Below are 20,125 nucleotides of genomic sequence, written 5' to 3' on the forward strand. Positions count from 1 at the left end.
TTTCCGAAGTCGGCAGAGAGGAAGATACTAGATTAATTTAATTTCCATGTGGAAATTTTTAAAATGCTTCAACTTCCTTGCTTTGAACCAACCTCACCACCCCGCCCCGGAAAATCCGTCCGCAACGTAACTGGTATTGTCGCCCCTCCGGATTTCCCAAACCACTTGACGCTCATTGTTGTGCGCCCCAATCTCGATCGCAGTTCAGGTATCACGCGGATGCTTGTCCGACCCGGGAAATGGCCGCTTTTGCCTGTTTGATCGAACGGCCAAGGCGTTCTGCACATATTCATCCCGATCGGTCGGCTTGCGTCTCAACCATCGTCATTTGATTGAGGAGAAACGCATGAGAACAAAAATAGGTGATGCCTTGCTGCTTGGTCTGTTTGGCGTCATGTTGGCGGGTTGCAGCGACGGCGGCAGTTCGCAGGATGCGGCGAATGCCAGCCAGAAACCACTAAGCCCTGGCGCAAAAGCCAGCGCGCCGGCGTGCGCCACAGCCTGGAATGCCAATGCCGTCTATGTCGGCGGCAACAGCGTCAGTGACAACGGCACGAACTACACCGCGAACTGGTGGACCCAGGGGAATAATCCGGCCACCGACAGCGGCGGCAGTGGCAGCGGCAAACCATGGACATCCACCGGCGCTTGCGGCAGCGGGACGCCAGCACCGCCTGTCACTCCACCTGTCACGCCGCCCGTCACGCCACCGACGCCCGGCAGCACAGTCGGCACCATCAGCTATCACCTGCTGCTAGGGGCCGGTTCAGCACAAGATCAATTGATCCTCGACGGCGGCAATTACAACGACTTGATCATGTCGAATATCATCGCCGGGGTCATGTACGGGCACTTGGTGCAGGAATACTACCCAGGCATGCAATTCCAGAAAGACTACCTGTACGGCTCGATCATGGGACAGCTACTGCAAGAAAACATCGAGACCGGCTTGTACGTCAACACAGGTAATCTCATCGATCCTTCGCCCGATCAACAGGCGGTGATGGGCGCCGGCCAGGGCGGTCCGTATCAGATCAATAATTATGCGGCCGACATGGTCTCCGGCTCCTACACGCCGGCTGGTCATTCGCTGATCAACTATATCGCCATCCAGAAAAACATCGGCTACACCATGGCCGCCGCGCCTCAGCAATATACGAAAGCGACGCCGCCGTCGTTCAACAATAAATACTACGGCCCGATGCTGACCGCGTATTTCCATTACAACGATTTTGTGGCACTGATCCTCACCGGCAAAGGCACAGGCGGTTGGGTCACGCCGTGGCAGCCGTATTACGACAATACGCTGATTAATTTCACCACACTACCGAACAACTTCCTGGACGTGCTGCTGAACGTCGCCTATAACCAGGGCTACTACGGCACATTGATGACCAGCTACAGCAAGCTGGGAGCAACGGCTACCGCCGCCACGGTAGCTGCCGTCAACGCTTACAGCGCCATTTGGGGTGTGACCGACACTTACCAGCAGTATCCCTATCAGGTGCGCTATTACCTCGACCAGTTCTACGGCAATCCGATCCCGACCACCAGCGCCACCACCTTCGCAACGCCGGCCAATCATGTCGCGTTCAACATTGCGACACTGGAAACGGTATTTGCCAACGTATTCCAGACTCTGGCGTACGTGAACGGCACCGGTCAATCGGTATACATCACCTCGGCACAGGCGCAAACCGCATTCAACAGCGCCTTGGCAAGTAGCGGCGTGTCCGCCAGCGGCACACTGGATCTGAGTACTGCGACCGACCGGGCACAGATATTCAGTGTTCTTGAAAGCGCAATTGGCAACCTGGAAACCAATCTGGGCACCAAGTTCAACGCTACAACCAACGTTCAGCTATAGCGCCGCAGTACCCTGTGCGGATCGCACCGATCCTGCACAGGAGTTCACCCTTTGACAAGCACCGGCTGGGCCCGATACAACGCAGGGAAAAGGCGCTTCAAATTATCAACCTTGGGGAGATCGTTGACGACGATATAAGGATGGTCCGGGTGCAAGGTGAGAAAATTCTGGTGATAAGTCTCGGCCGGGTAAAAACCTTTGTATGGCTCCACGCGCGTCGCCAGGGCGCGGCCAAACACCTTGGCCCGGTCGAGCTGGCCGACGTAGTCGGTTGCAATTTTGCGTTGTGCGTCATTGAGCGGAAATACGGCTGACCGATATTGTGTGCCGGTATCCGGCCCCTGCCGATTCAATTCGGTTGGATCATGCACCACCGAAAAGAATATCTGTAGCAACCTGCCGTAAGAAACCTGGGTAGGGTCGTAGGTGATCTGCACTGACTCGGCGTGTCCTGTATCCCCTTCGCTGACTCGCTCATACTGCGCCGTCGCGCGGCTGCCGCCGGTGTAGCCGGAGACCACGTTAGTGACGCCCCGCACATGCTGAAACACACCCTGTACACCCCAGAAGCAACCGCCAGCCAGCACCGCCGTTGCCGAATGCTCGCCAGCGGGCGCTTGCTCCTCGCCGGTAGGCGGCGGCACCACTACGGCCTTTTCCGTTGAGAATGCGACGCCTTGATTGCACAACAAGCCGACGCCGAGCACGCAAGCTATGAACCCTGTTGCCAGCCACTTGGCATGCAGCAGCCGACGCCTTGTTTTTTGTGGTTTGCTGTCCATGATGACGATCCTCTTCAGATTGGTTGAATTGCGTCCCGCCGTGAACAAAGCACACATATTTCTGCGAACCCAATATCTCCGGATTGCAACGCTACTGATTAGTCAACGGCAACCGGTTTTCCTGACATCTATGTTGCGCCAATCCGCGGGAATGTGCCCGTCGCCCATCTGTTCAGCTCTTTGGTCAGCCGTCGCTCTTGCCATGTTGGTCAAAAATTAATTGACAAGCCTCCTCCGCTACCATGTTGATTTGAGCAACGATCGGTTGAAAAACCGCGTGGGAACTATTACAGCATCGGGGGTCAAAAAAGCATGAGGGCTGGCAGTGCCAAGATCAGGAGTTGGCTAAACTGCACTTCCCGCCTCGTCCGCCGAAGCAGATTTCAAAGCAATCCGTAGACGCAATGGTGGGAGATCGGCATCCCTCAATCAGGACGGGCACAGCGATGAATCGGCAAATGCGCGCCGATAAAGCAGCATTTCAGGCGGCAAGCTTGAGATTTTCCTCCATATAGAAATAAAAATTCGCTGGCTCATTTTTATTTTTCCGGCGCCGTCAGCCCGACACGCCTTGGCCATTCCTTGGAGAAATTATGCTACTCAAACACACACTTATCGTTACTGCAATGGCAACGACAGCCCTGCTTGGCTGCAAAAAGGCAGATGACGTGCCGACTCCGTCCACTACAACCGCGCCACCCATGGCGGCGCCGCATGAATCGAAGCCAATGGCACCGGCGGCGCCCAGCAACTCAGCCAGTCCCGACAACTCCGGAACGGGTAGCGCTCCGCAGGGATCCGGCAGCACTGGCAGTTAATTAGCGGGCCGAAACAATCGACGCAGTCAACCGATGCGATAACGACTGCGCAGTCTCGATGCCCTGACGAGAGCTCCCGGCTATTTGGATGGACTGATCTGCATCACCGTATTGCAGAGCAGCGCCTCCCCCACTACGGTCGCGCCGTCTTCCCAATTGGTTGATGATGAGACCAGATAGAATCCGTTGCCGCCTGCGGCGGCGGTGGCGTTGAGTATTGACCTCATCGCATTGCCGGCCTTGTCGGGACCAACCCGCTGGTTGACGGTGAGAAGCCGGATGAATTCACAGCGCTGCTTTTCTGCGTCCGAGATCAGCCTTACCTGCTTTGCCTCAGGGGCGAGCGGAACCGAGCAGCCGCAAAGAGCGGCAAGTATCGTTACGACGATGGCTTTCTTCATCATACATCTCTCCTGTCGGCACAATCGCATTTGCCGCTACGACGGCAGCGCACGGCGTTTCAGATGCGAAAAATGCTGGCTACGTGATCGATACAACTACACAACAAACAAATACATCCAAATTTGAACTTGCAAAATAGCGCCGCTGTCTTAGCTTCTAAATCTGTTGCCATCGATCGCAGCTACCATCGCAAGCAAGTCGATTTGCGTGCAGCAATTGACTGCACCACACGCCGTCTCCGCCCCTTATCTCAGGAGAGAAGAAAATGCGCATTTCCTTTCTCGGATCGATAAGCCACGATCCCGTTTCCGACAGCATCGTCGTTCCTGTCGTGATCGACAACCATCTGGCCAAATGCAATGTGACCAAAGAGTGCCTGGATAACAAGTTCTATGCCGGCCCCCAACCTGAAGACCGTCTGGCCACTTATCGCGGGCACAAGATCGAGATCCAGATCGCGCTTGCCCACAAGCTCAGGGCGACCAGGCATCGCAACGGCGTAGCATTGCTGCCGACGGACTTCAACGATAGCGGAAAGTAATACAAAAACAATACAAAATTTGGGCGGTGCTGAGCCGCTTGACAATCAGTTAACACCAGACTCCTCAACGAATCTCCGCCAAGGTCTCCAGGAACTGCCGGCACCACCAATGCACGTCGTATCTGCAGATATTCTCCAGCAAGGCGGCGTGGCGTGCGCGTCTTTCCTCCAGCGGCATTTGCAAGGCGCGCTGGATGGCCTGAGCGGTTCCAGGGATATCGTAGGGATTGACCAGCAAGGCATCCTTCAATTGCTCGGCAGCGCCGGCAAAGCGGGACAACACCAGCACACCCGGATCACTCTCATCTTGCGCAACGACAAACTCCTTCGCAACCAGGTTCATGCCATCGCGCAGCGGTGTGACCAAGGCGACATCGCAGGCGCGATACAGGCCGGGCAAACGACGTCGAGCAATGATGCGATGAATGTAGCGCACCGGCATCCAGTCAAGATCACCATAATTGCCGTTGATGGCGCCACATAAACTTTCCAGTTCATGCTGGATATCGACATACGCGTCGACGTCTTCCCGGCTCGGCGACGCCACCTGCAGCAGGGTCGCGCTATGGCGGTTTTCCGGGTACTCGCGCAGCAGTTCCCGAATGCGCGGATGCGCTGCGGCAGCCCTTTGGAATAATCTAGCCGGTCAACGCCGATCAGCAAACGGCGCCGCGAATATTCCTTGCATGTGGTGTCATAAGTGTCGCGCGCTTCGCGTGCCTGCCCAAGCCGGCGAAACTCGTCGACATCGATCCCGATCGGGAATGTACCGGCCTGAACGGTGCTATTGAATGCGCGAAACTGGCTGACGCCTACCGGCTCGGCAGTGGCTTCAGCCTGGACATAGTGAGAGAAATTCAGCAAATCGGCTTCGCTCTGGAAGCCGACCAGGTCATAAGCGAACAATGCGCGCATCAGCCATTCGTGGGAAGGAATCGCAGCCAGGATCTGCTGCGGCGGCAGCGGGATGTGCAAAAAGAAACCGATCCGATTGGCGCACCCCATCGCCCGCAATTCCGCCGCCAGAGGGATCAGGTGATAGTCGTGGATCCAGATCAAGTCATCTTCTCTCAACAGCGGCGCCAGTTTGCGGGCAAACAGACGATTGACGCGACGATAGCCGCTCAGGTAGCCCGACTCCAGGTGCGCCAGATCCAGCCGGTAGTGAAACACCGGCCACAGCACGCCATTGGAATAGCCGCGATAATAAGCATCGACGTCTTCTTCCGCCAAATCCAGCTCGGCCAATGTCACCGTGCCCGCCGTATGCACATTCAGCTTGCCCTCGCCAGGCATGCCGTCCGGTACTGTCTTGCCGCTCCAACCGAACCAGAGTCCGCCGGTCTTTTTGAGAGTTTCGCCTAGCGCCACCGCCAGCCCTCCCGCTGCCGGCTTGCGCGGATCAGCGATACGGTTGGAGACTACAACCAGGCGTGACATAAGCAAATCCCTTTTCGTGCCAGCAAGCGCACAGTGCGATGAGGGCTCTCGTTTCTGCGATGACTGTTCAAATCACGCTTTCCCACGATGCGGACAGCCGCATCGCGCAATTGATGATGCCGACCATCGAATACGTCTGCGGAAAGTTTCCCCACATCTTGCCGGTCACCGGATGGGTGTCTTCCGACAGCAACCCAAGGTGATTACGGGCATCCAGCATTGCCTGGAATATTTCCCGCGCCTGCTCCTTGCGACCGATCCGCGCCAGCGCATCGATGCGCCAGAAGGTACAGATATTGAAGGCCGTTACCGGCAGGCCGAAATCGTCCGGCGCTTCGTAACGTCGCATGTAGGGTCCATCGCACAGATGCTTTTCGAGAGCCTCGACAGTCGAAATAAAACGCGGATCGCTTGGGGCGATCAGGCCGACTTCCACCATCAGCAAAACGCTGGCATCAAGGTCATGACCACCGAAACTTTCCACGTAAGCCTGGCGATCTGCATTCCAGGCTTCGTTCAGGATGCGTTCGCCGATCAGGGCGGCCCGTTCGCTCCAATAAACGGCTCGTTCGGCCAGTTCGAGCTTGTTGGCGATCTTGGCGAGGCGATCGCATGCAGCCCAGCTCATCAACGCGGAAGAGGTGTGGATGCGCGAACGCGTGCGCAACTCCCACATGCCGGCATCCGGCTGATCGTACAGGCTGAACGCGCTCTCCCCGACTGCCTCCAGATGCATGAACTGCTCGATGCCAGCCGGATGATGAAGCCGGCTGTCATGGAAGGCTTGCGCGGCGCCAAGAATGATGTTGCCGTAGACGTCATGCTGGAAATGTTCATGGGCCTGGTTGCCGACGCGCACCGGCGCATGGTTGTCGTAGCCTGGCAGATGATCGATTATCCGCTCCGGCAGTGCCTCCTCCAGGCCGATGCCATACAGCGGCTGAATATGCGCGCCGCCGGCCCGCACCACTATATTGGCCAGCCAGCGCAGATAATCTTCCATGGTCCCCAGTTCGGACAAGCTATTGAGTGCTCGTACCACGAAAAAGGCATCGCGCAGCCAACAATACCGATAATCCCAATTGCGCGAGCTGCCCGGTGCTTCCGGGATGCTGGTGGTCATCGCGGCGATGATGGCGCCGGTATCTTCGTAGAGCGACAGCTTGAGCGTAATCGCCGCGCGGATCACGGTTGCCTGCCATTCCAGCGGCGTCGCCAGGCTACGGCTCCAGTTACGCCAATAGGTCAGCGTCTCTTGCTCGAAACTGCGGGCGGTATCGTTGATGCCGCCATGCAGCGTGTCGTCCGGCCCGAGGATGAAATTGTAAGGACGGCTGATGACGAACGCGGTTTCATCCAGCAGATAGCTGAGTGGAGCATCGGTATTCAGACGCAGAGTCTGCTCCGACCCGATGTAACGCACATGGTTGCTGCCACGCGTGATGTCTGGCTTCTTGCTGCCCCATTCGAAACGCGGGCGCAACAGTACGCGCAACCGCGGCGCCCCAATCAACGGCTGCAAACGACGCACCAGGGTCAGCGGCCTGAAATAACGGCTGCGGCTGAGGAAACGCGGTGCAAAATCGGTAATTTCCACACCCTGGCCGAGGGTGTCATATAGACGCGTGTGCAGTACCGCGGTATTCGGTTCATACCATTGTTCGCTATGAGAAAAATTCTCCAGCTCGAAACTCCACAGGCTGCCGTTTTCACTAGGATCGAGCAAAGCGTTGAAAACCGGATCGCCGTCGAAGCGCGGCAGACAACACCAAACGATGCGTCCCAGCTTGTCGACGAGCGCACTGAAGGAGCAATTGCCGATGACCCCGAGATCGAGACTTGAAGTGGACGGTGGCGCAATGCTCACATTGGTAGTGATTGTGGCTGCAACCAGCGGTTCAATGGGGGGTTTTGTCATGACTTCCCTCGGTAGAGTTTATTGTTGATTCTGCGAGCCTGTTGCGCGTTCGCCCTCAATCAATTGCTGACCGCTCCTAGCGCCTCCAGCAGCATGTTGCGTAGCGCATCGGGGTCAGCAAGACGCAAGCGTGCCTGACTGTGTCCCTCGCCGACCTTGATGCCGATACCGCCAGCCGTTGCCGACTGCGCCCAGGAAAATGCGCTCTCATCGGTGATATCGTCGCCGACATACACCGGACGCCGCCCAGCAAACGGCGGCTCACGCATGAACGCGGCAACTGCATCGCCCTTGCTGACATCGGCGCTGGTTGCTTCCACCACCATCTTGCCGTGCAACAGCTTGACTCCATCCAGCCCCATCAGCGCGCTGGACATCACCTGTATGCAAAGCTGCTCCAGTTGCGGAGCATGCCGGTAATGCAATGCCACCGCACCGCGCTTGATCTCCAGCCGCAGCCCGGGATGCGCGTTAACAAATGGACTCAAGTGCGCCAGCAAGAACCCGGTATCCGGCGCAGGCTGCCTGACGACGCTTCCATCGGCACGCCGACGCTCCGCGCCATGCACGCCGGCAGCCGCCAGAACCATCGGCGCCAAGAAGGAATCGATCTGTTCCAACGGACGGCCGCTGACAATCGCCAGCGCTCCTCCGGCAGCGCTTTGCAGGCGTTGCAATATCGTCATCAGACCGACCGGCAACACAACACTTTCCGGCTGAGGCGCAAGATCGACCAGGGTGCCGTCGAAATCCAGGAACAATGCGTCAGCGGCAGTGCTGTAGTAGCGATTTGGGGGAAGCATGGAAGGTATGGCGGTTTTAGGGAAAATTAGTTCCCCCTTATGGAAAGGGCAGGCGCAGCCCGGCTGTTGCCGCCGCAACAACCATGGCCGACTTGCATCCAAGCGTTGGCATTGGACGCACCGCCTTTTTATGACGCGGCGAGTTAACGCTTGCCTGCCTGGTTGCCGATCACGCCGCCGACCGCTGCGCCGCCAACGGTGCCCAAGGCGCTGCCGCCTGTGAGGACAGCACCGCCGACTGCGCCTATGCCAGCGCCGACCGCAGTGTCCTGCCCTCGCCTCGACATGCCGTCGCAGGCACTTAAGCCAAACATCAGCATGACGACTGCCGAACCAGTCAGAAATCTTTGCATCGTTTTCATTTTTTCACCTCTTTATCAAGTCGTGACTTCAAATTACACGCGCTTCGTTTCGCTGTATGTTCGATAGGCCACATACGCGAACGATCTTTATGCGATGCGACGTACGTCACTGAAAGCAACCGATAGCAACCGATGCCGAAATGTCGTTTTCTCAACATTTAAAAAGTTGCCAATGTGTCCGCCCAGACTGGTGTCGGTGCAATCCTACAAACGAATCAGGCAAGCGCCGATCCCGCGATGCCGCACGTGCGGCGATGATGGACCCATGGTTTGACAGGACATCATCAAAGGAGGCGGAGATGGCTTACGTACTGAATCGCATTGAGACCGGGCGCGAAGAAGCGGCAAATGACGTCGCTCCTCATGTCGCAACCAAGGGCCCGCCCGAGAGAAAGATAGGCGGAGAATTGCATGCCGATTCTGAAAAAAAACTGGCTACGTTACGGATTGCCGGTTTGCACGGACATAATCCGTTGCAAAACCACCTGCTCGCGGCGCTGCCTGCCGAGGACTTCAAGCGCCTTCTACCCAATCTGGAATTTGTCGCGATGCCGCTGGGCATGACCGTATGTGAAGCCGGCTGCCAGATGCGTCATCTCTACTTCCTGACCAGCAGCATCGTGTCGCTGCTGCATGACATGAAAGACGGCAGTTCAGCAGAAACCGCCGTTATCGGGAACGAAGGTGTGGCGGGCATCGCATTGTTCATGGGCGGCGGCGAGAACCAGAATCGCGCCACGGTAAAAAGCGCCGGGTATGGTTTTCGTCTCAAGGCAAGCATTCTGAACGAAGAGTTCAACCGGGGAGGCGCCCTGCAACAACTGCTACTGCGGTACACACAGGCACTGATCACGCAAATGTCGCAAACGGCGGTATGCAACCGCCACCATAGCGTGCCGCAGCAACTGTGCCGCTCGTTGCTGCTGACACTGGACCGGCTGCCAAGCAACGAAATCTGCGTCACCCAAAGCCTGATCGCGTCGATGCTGGGCGTGCGGCGCGAATCGATTGCGGAAGCCGCGGCCAAACTGCAAAGCGATGGCCTGATTCAATATGCGCGCGGACACATGACAATATTGAATCGACGCGGCCTGGAAGCACGCGCCTGCGAATGCTACAGCGGCTTGAAGCAGGACTACCGGCAGCTATTTCCGCCTGCGCGCATTTCCTGAGCTGGCAAGCGACAGCCCGGGGCTGCCGCAAATCCGTCATTGCTCCTGACTCCAACAGATATCCAAACATGTATTGCTGTGGCGAAAAATTTCATTTGATAGTTGCTTGCAACCCTCCTAGTATGGTCCGCGCATCCAAAAATACGTTTTACTTACTAAAAAACCAATGGAGACAAGCAATGACCATCACACGCAGATCAATATTGAACGCCGCCTTGTCCCTGGGCCTGGGGCTGGCAGCCGCTTCCAGTGCTTTTGCAGACAAACCGCTGGTGCTGGGGTTCTCCCAAGTGGGTGCCGAAAGTGAATGGCGCACTGCGAACACCGCGTCGATCAAGGACGCCGCAAAGCAGGCTGGTGTCACGTTGAAATTCGCCGATGCCCAGCAAAAACAGGAGAACCAGGTCAAGGCTATCCGCTCTTTCATCGCCCAAAAAGTTGACGTGATTGCCTTCTCGCCGGTGGTGGAATCCGGCTGGGATACCGTGTTGCGCGAAGCAAAAGCCGCCAAGATCCCGGTCATCCTGACTGACCGTGCAGTCAACGTCAGCGACAAATCCTTGTACGTCACCTTCATCGGCTCCGACTTCGTCGAAGAAGGCCGCCGTGCTGGGCGCTGGCTGCTGGAACGCGCCAAGACCATGCCTGCCGGCGACATCAACATCGTTGAGTTGCAAGGTACCGTCGGCTCGGCACCTGCGATCGACCGCAAGGCCGGCTTCGCCGAAACCATCGCCGCCAATCCGCACCTGAAGATCATCCGCTCGCAAACCGGTGACTTTACGCGTGCCAAAGGCAAGGAAGTCATGGAGGCCTTCCTCAAGACCGACGGCAAGAAAATCAATGTCTTGTATGCACATAACGACGACATGGCGATCGGCGCGATCCAGGCCATCGAAGAAGCCGGCTTGAAGCCAGGCGTCGACATCCTGGTGATATCGGTCGACGGCGTCAAAGGCGCATTCGAGGCGATGATGGCCGGCAAGCTCAACGTGACGGTCGAATGCAGTCCTCTTCTCGGGCCGCAGCTGATGAAAATCGCCAAACAGGTGGTCGCCGGCGAAACCGTGCCGAAGCGCATTACGACTGAAGAAGGCGTGTTCCCGGCTGAAGTGGCGGCCAAGGAATTCCCAAATCGCAAATACTAGGCACATACTAGTTTGAGCGCACGTAGCGGCGAACGAATCAAATTGTTCGCCGCGATTTTCGTATCCGGTGAATTTGTATTCACCGGGATTCAGTGCGGAAAACCAGGGATCGCAACGGCATGGCTACAACGGCAACAAACACGGCTCGACAAGCAAAAAACGGTATCGCACCGACACTGGAACTGAACGGCATATATAAGGCATTTGGCGGCGTCAAAGCGCTGAGCGATGTCAGTTTGCGTCTTTACCCAGGCGAGGTACATACGCTGATGGGACAAAACGGCGCTGGCAAATCCACACTCATCAAGGTTCTGACCGGGGTCCACATACCTGAACACGGCACGATACGCCTGAATGGGAGAGAGGTGCGCCCCACGTCCACGCTGGAAGCCCAACATCTTGGCATCAGCACGGTCTATCAGGAGGTCAACCTCTGCCCCAACCTGTCGGTGGCAGAAAACATTTTTATTGGCCGTTACCCGACCAAATTTGGCGCCATCGACTGGAAAACCATGCAGCGCCAGGCGCAACGCCTGCTGGGCGATTTGCAGATTGACATCGATGTCACGGCTCCGCTTTCCCGATATCCATTGGCGATTCAGCAGATGGTGGCGATTTCACGCGCACTGAGCGTTTCCGCCAAGGTCTTGATTCTCGACGAACCGACCTCCAGTCTCGACGAAGCCGAAGTACAGCTGCTGTTCAGCGTGCTGCGCAAGTTGCGGGAACAAGGCATGGCAATTCTGTTTGTCACGCATTTCCTTGAACAGACCTATGACATCTCGGACCGCATTACCGTGTTGCGCAACGGCGTCCTGGAAGGCGAATATCGTGTAGATGAATTAACGCGGCTGGAATTGGTCAATAAAATGGTCGGTTCGCAGATGCAGTCGGAAGTCCAGGCGCCAGATGCCGCCACCGGCCTGCGCGACAACGCAGAAATCGTCCTGCAGGCACGCGGACTGGGGCGCAAAGGCATCCTCGCTCCGCTGGATCTGGATCTGCGCGCAGGCGAGGTGTACGGCCTGTGCGGCTTGCTCGGCTCCGGTCGTACCGAGACGGCCCGATTGCTGTTCGGCGCCGACAAGGCGGACAGCGGCGCCATCAGCATCAAAGACAAGCCGCTCGGGAAATTTGGTTCGCCGCGCGAGGCCATCGCAGCCGGGATCGGCTTTTGCTCCGAAGACCGGAAACAGGAAGGCGCGATACTGGAATTGTCCGTGCGCGAAAACATCATTCTCGGACTGCAGGCGCGCGCTGGCCTGTTACGGGTGATTCCGCGCAAGCGGCAACAGGCAATCGCCGCCGATTACGTGAAATGGCTGGGTATCAAAACCCCGGATATCGAAACACCGATCAGTTCTCTGTCCGGCGGCAACCAGCAAAAGGCTTTACTGGCGCGCTGGCTGGCTACCGATCCGGTCATACTGATTCTCGACGAACCGACACGCGGCATCGATGTGCGTGCCAAGCAGGAGATCATGGACCACGTCATCGCCTTGTGCCGCAAGGGCATGGCGATCCTGTTCATTTCTTCCGAAATCTCCGAAGTATTACGCTGCAGCGACCGCATGCTGGTGCTGCGCGACCGCGAACCTTGTGGCGAATACCTGCGCGGAGAACTCGACGACGACTCGGTACTGCAAGTCATCGCAGGGGAATGCGAATGAGCACTCCCATGCACACCCAACCCATCTCAGAGGCCGAATTGAGCAGCGCTGCAAGCAACACTCCGCAACCCCTTCCGTCTCGCCTGTCACACACGTTGCGGCATCCTTTGATACGCCCGCTGGCTGCCCTGGCGCTGCTGCTGGCAATCGACTTCTTCGTGATCCCTGGATTTTTCCGAATGGAATGGAAGGACGGCCATCTGTATGGCAGCCTGATCGATATCGTCAACCGCGCCGCGCCACTGATACTGACTGCACTCGGCATGACACTGGTGATTGCCACGCGCGGCATCGATATTTCAGTCGGCGCAGTAGTGGCGATTTCCGGCACGGTCATCGCGCTACTGATCGGCGGCAATGTCGAAATGCATAATGGCGTACCGCAATATGTCAGTCAGATTCCCATGGGTTGGGCCATAGCGGCCGCCATGGGCGCAGCCATCCTGTGCGGCGCCTGGAACGGCTTCCTGGTGGCGACGCTGGGCCTGCAACCGATCATTGCCACCCTGATCCTGATGGTCGGCGGGCGCGGCCTGGCACAGCTGCTGACTGACGGCCAGATCATTACGGTCTACTACAAGCCGTTCTTTTATCTCGGTAGCGGCTACCTGTTCGGACTACCGTTCTCATTGTTCATTGCCATCGGCGTGTTCCTGATCGTTGCGCTGTTGATGCGCAAGACCGCGCTGGGCCTGTTCATCCAGGCCGTCGGCATCAATCCGGTGGCTGCGCGGCTGGCCGGCATCAGGACTGCGGCATTGATATTTTTCGTGTATATCTTTTGCAGTGCCTGCGCTGGCGTCGCCGGATTGCTGATCAGCTCCAACATCAAGAGCGCGGATGCCAACAATGCCGGTCTGCTACTCGAACTGGATGCCATCCTGGCAGTCACCCTGGGCGGCACGTCGCTGGCGGGTGGCAAATTCAGCCTGGTCGGCAGCGTCATCGGCGCCTTGATCATCCAGACACTCACCTACACGATATATTCGATGGGCGTACCGCCGGAAGTCAACATGGTAGTGAAATCGATCGTGGTGTTTGCGGTATGCCTGTCGCAATCGCCGGAGTTTCGTCATTTATGGAAGAGGCTGTTTGGCGCCTCTGCGCAGGAAAAACAATGAAAATACTACGCTCCTCGCTGGCGTCCCCCTACTTCACGTCACTGGCGACCGTCGCCTTGCTGGTCCTGATGTTCGGCATGGGATCTTTCGCTTACACCGGATTCTTTTCGTTGCAAGTGATATTGAATTTATTGATCGACAATGCCTTCCTGCTGGTGATTGCGATCGGCATGACCTTCGTCATCCTGTCCGGCGGCATCGATTTATCGGTCGGCTCGGTGCTGGCGCTGACGACAATGATTTCTGCTTACCTGCTGCAATCCTGGCACTGGCCGCCGCTGCTGGTGATTGCTTGCGTGCTGTTGATCGGCAGCTGCTTCGGCGCGTTGATGGGCGCCCTCATCCATTTTTTCAAGTTGCAGGCATTCATCGTGACCCTGGCTGGCATGTTCCTGGCGCGCGGGTTGTGCTACCTGATCAGCATCAATTCAATCACCATCGATCAGCCGTTGTACGTGGAATTGTCGCAGGCGCGGCTGGGCATTCTGGGTGCGTTCATTTCGCCCAGCGTGGTGATAGCCATGCTAATGCTTGCGCTGGCCATCTACTTGGCGCATTACACTCGCTTCGGCCGCGCAGTGTATGCCATCGGCGGCAATGAGCAATCGGCGCTGCTGATGGGCCTGCCGGTCGGCCGCACCAAAGTGCTGGTGTACGCGTTCAGTGGCTTCTGTGCTGCCCTGGCGGGAGTTTTGTTCTCGTTTTACATGCTGTCCGGTTACGGCTTGCATGCACAAGGAACTGAGCTGGATGCGATTGCTGCCGTGGTGATTGGCGGCACATTGTTGAGCGGCGGCTACGGCTACGTGGCGGGCACTCTGACTGGCGTGTTGATACTCGGCGTGATCCAGACATTGATCGCGTTCGATGGCAGTTTGAGTTCGTGGTGGACCAAAATCGTCATCGGCGCGCTGCTGTTCATCTTCTGTGTGGCCCAACGCCTGATGTCAATGAGCGCGGGCGGCATTGGCTCCGCGTCGCCGGTATCGAAAGCCGCGTAATGCACATCCGCCTATTCTTCCTGTTCAAGATATAGCACCTGTTGCCGGTAGCTGTTCGGAGCAAGCCCCGTCCAGCGTCGGAATGAACGCGTAAAGGTACTCTGTTCCGAATAGCCCAGCAGTTGCGCGATGTCAGCCAGCTGCAAACGCGGATCGGCAAGGTAGTGTTCAGCCAGCCGCTGCCGGATGTCTTCCCGCAGCATCCGGAAGTTCGTGCCGCCGGCCTCCAGGCGGCGATGCAGCGTGCGCGGCGAAACGTGCAGCTCGTTCGCCACCCGTTCGAGTTCCGGCTCACCTGAACGGATCAGCCGCGCAACGCAGCGCCGCACCGCCTGTTCGAAGTCGTCGGTTGGCGGCAACTCCGCCAGCAAGGCATCGGCCTGCTGCTCAAGCACCCGCATCAGAATGGCATCCGGCTGGCGCAGCGGCAACGCCAGCAAAGCCAACGGAATCCGTACAGTGGTCGCTTCCCGGTCAAACAGGACAGGACAACCAAACCAGTCGCGATAAGGGCCGGCGTCTGCCGGCGCCGGATTGACAAAGCAGACTTCGGCGGCGATGTTGCGGCATCCGGTGGCGTTGCGCGCAAACTGCAGCAGCGCCGCGATCGCGCACTCATCGACCAGCGCGCCCGGACGGCCATTGTCGACACCCCATTCGAGCAGCAGATCGCTGCCTTGGATGCTGCTACGCATCGGATTGACGTCGTACAGCAGGCGCTGATACTGCTGCATGCGCGTCAGCGCGGCACCCAGTTGCGGACAGGCCAGCAGTACGTAACCCATTACGCCGAAGTGCGCTGGGGTGGCGGTTTGCCCCAGATGCAGCCCAGCAGCGGATCGCCCAGATGATCGGCGGCGCGCCGCAGCAAGGTCCGCCAGCGCTCCACCGGATAGCGCACCAGACCCCGATCCGCCGCTTCCGGCGCCGTCTCGCCCAGCAGGGCGTCGGCGTCCACACCCTGCCGTGCAAGGTATTCATAGAGCAAACGCACATAGGTGCTGGGGACCACGCCCCGTAGTTGCCGTTCCGGCCTGGTTTCGCGCATGGCGAGAATTGTCAAATAGTTGTCGACGCCAGTCAAGCGCGGAAACCTCTTCCGTCCTAGAATCCCTGGTACTGGGAATGACGATGGAGTATTGCAACATGATGGATTTGATTGCCTGGATGGAAACTACCTTCGGTGCGCATATCGAATGGAAGCAAGTCGTCCTGATCGGCATGACGCCGCTGTTCCTGGTCGGCTTCGCCGTCGAATGGCAAGTCATGCGCAAGCGCGGTATGGCGCGGCAGTTTTACTGGAAAGATATCCTGACCAACCTGACCCTTGGCAGCAGCTACCAGTTGTTCGAGCTAGCGGTGCATGTGCTCTTCGTCGGCGCAGCGGTATTCTGGTTCTGGCAGCATCGTTTTTTTACGATCCCGATCAATGCCTGGACCGTGCCGCTGATCTTCATCGCCGTTGAATTCTGTTACTACTGGTTTCATCGCTGCAGTCATCGCGTGCGCTGGTTCTGGACCGCGCATGTGGTGCACCATAGCGGCGAGCACATGAACATGACAACCGCCATGCGGCAATCGGTGCTCTACCCCATCACCGGCTGGTGGCTGTTCTTCATGCCGCTGGTATTACTCGGCGTGCATCCGGCCGTGGTGTTCATACTGTACGCCTGTGATCTGGTGTATCAGTTCTTCATCCACACCGAAAGCGTCGGCAAGCTGCATCCTGTGCTCGAATACATCTTCGATACGCCCAGCAATCATCGCGCGCATCACGGCCGCAACGATTGCTACATAGACAAAAATTATGGCGGCGTGCTGATCATTTTCGATCGCCTGTTCGGCACCTATGTCGAGGAGCAGGAAGCGGTGGATTATGGCATCAAGCGCCAGGTGCACAGCCACAATCCGCTCACGCTAAATTTCCACGAATTCATCGACATGTGGAAAGATGTGGCCCGGCCCGGCAGCCTGATGCAGCGGCTGAAACATATCTGGGCACCGCCGGAATACGAAAGGCCGTCTGCGGCAGGCAGCGAATAGGCGCATGCACTTGCGGCGCCGGCAGTAGCGTCAGTTCTCTTTTCCGTCAGCGCCTAGTGCCGCATCAACGATGGCTTGCGCCTCCGTCACAATGTGCGACAGATGTTCCTCGCCGCGCATGCTTTCAGCATAAATCTTGTAGATGTCCTCGGTGCCGGACGGCCGCGCTGCAAACCAGCCACCGTCGGCAACCACCTTCAGGCCGCCAATCGGGGCATTGTTGCCAGGTGCGTTGGCGAGTATATGTTGAATTTTTTCGCCAGCAAGTTCACTGCATTGAACTTGCTGCGGCGATAGCGCCGACAGCATTTTCTTCTGCGCCGCCGTCGCGCGGGCCTCAACTCTGGTGCTGACCGGTTCTCCTAGTTCGCTGGTCAACAGACGATAGAGCTGTCCGGGATCGTGTCCGGTGCGCGCCGTCATTTCAGCCGCGAGCAAGCCCGGTATCAGGCCATCCTTATCGGTAGTCCAGACCGTGCCATCCAATCGCAGAAAAGATGCACCGGCACTCTCCTCACCGCAAAAACCGAGCGATCCTTCGCATAATCCATCGGCGAACCACTTGAAGCCGGCAGGCGTTTCATAGAGTCTGCGTTTCAGCCGTGTACAGACCAGATCGATGATCTGACTGCTGACGACAGTTTTACCAACGCCGGCATCCATCGACCATTGCGGGCGATGCTGGAACAAATAATCAATCGCAACCGCGAGATAATGATTGGCCGGCAACAAGCCGACGCTGTTGGCCACAATGCCGTGGCGGTCGTGATCGGTGTCACAGGCAAAGGCGATGTCGTAGCGACCGTTCATGTCGATCAGGCGTTGCATCGCATATGACGATGACGGGTCCATGCGGATACGCCCATCCCAATCTACCGTCATGAAGCGGAAAGTGGGATCGACCTCGCTGCTGACCACCGCCAAATTCAGCTTGTATTGGTCGCCTATCCGCGCCCAGTAGTGCACACCGGCACCGCCGAGCGGATCAACACCAAGGTGAATGTTCGCTCCGCGTATCACCTCCATATCGATGACCTGATCGAGTTGATTCACGTAGCTGCCGAGAAAATCGTAGCGATGCGTCGTCGCCAGCTTCAGCGCTTTCTCGACCGACATTCTTTTGACGCCATAGAGACCTGCCGCCAGATATTCATTAGCCTTTGCCTCGATCCAGGCAGTAACTACGGTATCGGCGGCGCCGCCATTCGGCGGGTTGTACTTGAAGCCACCACTTTCCGGCGGATTGTGCGAAGGCGTAATGACGATGCCGTCGGCCAGGCCGCTGCTACGACCACGGTTATGCGTGAGTATGGCAAGCGACACCGCCGGTGTAGGCGTATATTCATCGTCCAGCGACAGCATCACTTCAACGCCGTTGGCCGCCAAGACTTCGAGCGCGCTGGCGCAAGCCGGTACCGACAACGCATGTGTATCGACACCGAGGAACAGCGGGCCGTTGATGCCCCGCTCTGCACGATAGGCGCAAATGGCCTGGCTGATCGCCAGCACGTGCCATTCATTGAAGCTGGCCTCGAATGACGTACCGCGATGGCCCGAGGTGCCGAACGCCACCCGTTGCGCGGCCAGCGTCGGATCCGGCACTTCGGTGTAATAGGCCGACACCAGTCTGGGTACATTCACCAGGATGGAGGATGGCGCCGGCTTGCCTGCTAGTGGGCTGATAGCCATGAATACCTTCCTGAAACCTGCTTCATCAATCTTCCTTCGGCTTGACAGGCTTTTCCAGATGTCCGCCGAAACCATGGCGCATCGCCGACAACACCTTATCGGCAAAACCGGCTTCACCGCGCGAACTGAAGCGCGCATACAATGCGGCGCTCAGGATCGGCGTCGGCACCGATTCATCGATGGCGGCGTTGATCGTCCAGCGCCCTTCTCCGGAATCCGAAACACGGCCGGCGTAATTTTCCAGCTTTGGATCCTGCAGCAGCGCTCCGGCCGTCAAGTCCAGCAGCCAGGAACTGATCACGCTGCCGCGTCGCCAAAGCTCGGTAATCTCCGGCAGATCCAGTTCATATTGATAGTGCTCAGGATGGCGCAACGGCGTCGTTTCGGCGTCGACTTCACCGCTCTGCTTGCCGACATTGGCGTGCCGCAGGATATTCAAACCTTCCGCATACGCACCCATGATGCCGTACTCGATGCCGTTGTGAACCATCTTGACGAAGTGGCCGGCGCCATGCGGACCGCAATGCAGGTAACCTTGTTCAGCCGTGCTGCCAGGTTTATCCCGCCCCGCCATCGGCGGCGCCGCATCGACGCCTGGCGAGAGTGTGGAAAAAATCGGCGCAAGACGCTGTACCGTTTCCTTTTCGCCACCAATCATGAGGCAATAACCGCGCTCAAATCCAGCGACGCCACCACTGGTGCCGACATCGACATAATGGATCTGGCGCGCCTGCAACTCGGCGGCGCGCCGGATATCGTCGTGATAATACGAATTGCCGCCGTCGATGACGATGTCGCCGGCATCGAGCAGCGGCGCCAGCAGCGCCAGATTCTCATCAACTACCGCAGCCGGCAACATCAGCCACAATACACGCGGCTTGGGTAATTTGGCGACCAGGTCGGCCAGCGAGGCGGCGCCAATCACGCCCGATTGCTGCATGGCCTTGACAGCATCCTGGTGCAGGTCATACACCACGCACTGATGGTCTCCCTTGAGTAAGCGCTTCACCATATTGGCGCCCATGCGCCCTAATCCGATCATGCCGAGTTGCATCTTCAATCTCCTCTTTGACAGGTCTCGCGACAATACCCGCCATATTACATCTGATGCTAGCGCTGTTTTTCGATCAGTGCGATTGCCACTGAGCGCGCCTCTTCTTCGGCCGCCGCTTCGGTCGGAAACACTTCGTCAACGGCAACGCGTTGCAATGGAAAAATATCGTTACGGTGCATCGGATTGGTCGATGGCCCGTAAATCACCAGATTAGCAATCCAGTCCTCGCTATCCGGCACTTGCGATGCAGAACACTCGATCTCGTAATCGCCAATTGTTTCGGTATGCATGACT

18 protein-coding genes and 1 pseudogene are annotated in these 20,125 nt (G+C 57.7%); 8 read left to right on the plus strand and 11 right to left on the minus strand.

All coding sequences use genetic code 11. From position 1 onward, the window contains the following. Positions 1-346 precede the first annotated feature (346 nt). The gene (locus CAter10_RS12660) at positions 347-1,867 is read left to right on the plus strand and encodes a carbohydrate-binding protein (protein ID WP_231878953.1); all 1,521 of its coding nucleotides are present in this window, start codon (positions 347-349) and stop codon (positions 1,865-1,867) included. 44 nt (positions 1,868-1,911) lie between these two features. Here CAter10_RS12660 and msrA read toward each other — a convergent pair whose 3' ends face one another. Together msrA and CAter10_RS12670 are read right to left on the minus strand one after the other, a co-directional pair. Continuing rightward, entirely contained in the window at positions 1,912-2,649 is a 738-nt protein-coding gene (gene msrA, locus CAter10_RS12665; RefSeq protein ID WP_082798061.1) for a peptide-methionine (S)-S-oxide reductase MsrA, read from the minus strand. 898 nt (positions 2,650-3,547) lie between these two features. Continuing rightward, positions 3,548-3,868: a DUF4156 domain-containing protein gene (locus CAter10_RS12670; RefSeq protein ID WP_164840447.1), complete on the minus strand. Its 321-nt coding sequence runs from the start codon at positions 3,866-3,868 to the stop codon at positions 3,548-3,550. 266 nt (positions 3,869-4,134) lie between these two features. On the opposite strand from CAter10_RS12670, the gene CAter10_RS12675 reads away from it, so the two are divergent. Continuing rightward, a complete protein-coding gene (locus CAter10_RS12675; RefSeq protein WP_061533687.1) occupies positions 4,135-4,410 on the plus strand; it encodes a DUF1488 family protein in 276 nt (91 codons plus the stop codon). Positions 4,411-4,474: 64 nt separating this feature from the next. Here the strand turns inward: CAter10_RS12675 and otsA are convergent. From otsA to CAter10_RS12695, 4 genes and pseudogenes are all read right to left on the minus strand, one after another. Then, positions 4,475-5,850 (minus strand): annotated as a pseudogene (gene otsA, locus CAter10_RS12680) (alpha,alpha-trehalose-phosphate synthase (UDP-forming)). Positions 5,851-5,917: 67 nt separating this feature from the next. Beyond that, a complete protein-coding gene (locus CAter10_RS12685) occupies positions 5,918-7,768 on the minus strand; it encodes a glycoside hydrolase family 15 protein (RefSeq protein ID WP_082797896.1) in 1,851 nt (616 codons plus the stop codon). Between the two features lie 59 nt (positions 7,769-7,827). Beyond that, a complete protein-coding gene (otsB, locus tag CAter10_RS12690; RefSeq protein WP_061533688.1) occupies positions 7,828-8,571 on the minus strand; it encodes a trehalose-phosphatase in 744 nt (247 codons plus the stop codon). A gap of 143 nt (positions 8,572-8,714) precedes the next feature. After that, on the minus strand, positions 8,715-8,933 hold the full coding sequence (locus CAter10_RS12695; RefSeq protein WP_061533689.1) for a glycine zipper 2TM domain-containing protein: 219 nt from the start codon (positions 8,931-8,933) through the stop codon (positions 8,715-8,717). Positions 8,934-9,232: 299 nt separating this feature from the next. Between CAter10_RS12695 and CAter10_RS12700 the strand changes: the two genes are divergently transcribed. From CAter10_RS12700 to yjfF, 5 genes are all read left to right on the plus strand, one after another. Beyond that, positions 9,233-10,105 carry a Crp/Fnr family transcriptional regulator gene (locus tag CAter10_RS12700; RefSeq protein ID WP_082797897.1) on the plus strand — a complete coding sequence of 291 codons (873 nt, stop codon included), beginning with the start codon at positions 9,233-9,235 and terminating at the stop codon, positions 10,103-10,105. A 179-nt stretch (positions 10,106-10,284) separates the two neighbouring features. Then, positions 10,285-11,253 carry an ABC transporter substrate-binding protein gene (locus CAter10_RS12705; protein WP_061533690.1) on the plus strand — a complete coding sequence of 323 codons (969 nt, stop codon included), beginning with the start codon at positions 10,285-10,287 and terminating at the stop codon, positions 11,251-11,253. Positions 11,254-11,372: 119 nt separating this feature from the next. Further along, entirely contained in the window at positions 11,373-12,923 is a 1,551-nt protein-coding gene (locus CAter10_RS12710; RefSeq protein WP_061533691.1) for a sugar ABC transporter ATP-binding protein, read from the plus strand. Beyond that, positions 12,920-14,044, plus strand: coding sequence for an ABC transporter permease (locus CAter10_RS12715; RefSeq protein ID WP_061533692.1), 1,125 nt, complete (start codon positions 12,920-12,922; stop codon positions 14,042-14,044). Before CAter10_RS12710 ends, CAter10_RS12715 begins: the two co-directional genes overlap by 4 nt. Next, entirely contained in the window at positions 14,041-15,045 is a 1,005-nt protein-coding gene (yjfF, locus tag CAter10_RS12720) for a galactofuranose ABC transporter, permease protein YjfF (protein WP_061533693.1), read from the plus strand. Before CAter10_RS12715 ends, yjfF begins: the two co-directional genes overlap by 4 nt. Before the next feature lie 11 nt (positions 15,046-15,056). Here yjfF and CAter10_RS12725 read toward each other — a convergent pair whose 3' ends face one another. Together CAter10_RS12725 and CAter10_RS23630 are read right to left on the minus strand one after the other, a co-directional pair. After that, positions 15,057-15,926, minus strand: a complete 870-nt coding sequence (locus CAter10_RS12725) for an AraC family transcriptional regulator (protein ID WP_236905549.1) — start codon at positions 15,924-15,926, stop codon at positions 15,057-15,059. Next, positions 15,830-16,129: a hypothetical protein gene (locus CAter10_RS23630; RefSeq protein ID WP_236905337.1), complete on the minus strand. Its 300-nt coding sequence runs from the start codon at positions 16,127-16,129 to the stop codon at positions 15,830-15,832. Before CAter10_RS23630 ends, CAter10_RS12725 begins: the two co-directional genes overlap by 97 nt. A gap of 62 nt (positions 16,130-16,191) precedes the next feature. Between CAter10_RS23630 and CAter10_RS12730 the strand changes: the two genes are divergently transcribed. Then, positions 16,192-17,088 (plus strand): sterol desaturase family protein, encoded by an 897-nt coding sequence (locus CAter10_RS12730; protein WP_128083069.1) that lies wholly within the window; start codon positions 16,192-16,194, stop codon positions 17,086-17,088. Between the two features lie 30 nt (positions 17,089-17,118). On the opposite strand, the gene pgm is transcribed toward CAter10_RS12730, so the two are convergent. The 3 genes from pgm to CAter10_RS12745 are packed head-to-tail and all read right to left on the minus strand — an operon-like array spanning position 17,119 to position 20,121. Beyond that, entirely contained in the window at positions 17,119-18,777 is a 1,659-nt protein-coding gene (gene pgm / locus CAter10_RS12735; RefSeq protein WP_061533694.1) for a phosphoglucomutase (alpha-D-glucose-1,6-bisphosphate-dependent), read from the minus strand. Positions 18,778-18,802: 25 nt separating this feature from the next. Continuing rightward, a complete protein-coding gene (gene gnd / locus CAter10_RS12740) occupies positions 18,803-19,831 on the minus strand; it encodes a phosphogluconate dehydrogenase (NAD(+)-dependent, decarboxylating) (RefSeq protein ID WP_061533695.1) in 1,029 nt (342 codons plus the stop codon). A 56-nt stretch (positions 19,832-19,887) separates the two neighbouring features. Then, complete coding sequence (locus CAter10_RS12745; protein WP_061535331.1) at positions 19,888-20,121, minus strand: hypothetical protein; 234 nt, start codon at positions 20,119-20,121, stop codon at positions 19,888-19,890. Between the last annotated feature and the right edge of the window lie 4 nt (positions 20,122-20,125).

It is taken from the genome of Collimonas arenae, from assembly GCF_001584165.1.
Lineage (GTDB): Bacteria > Pseudomonadota > Gammaproteobacteria > Burkholderiales > Burkholderiaceae_D > Collimonas > Collimonas arenae.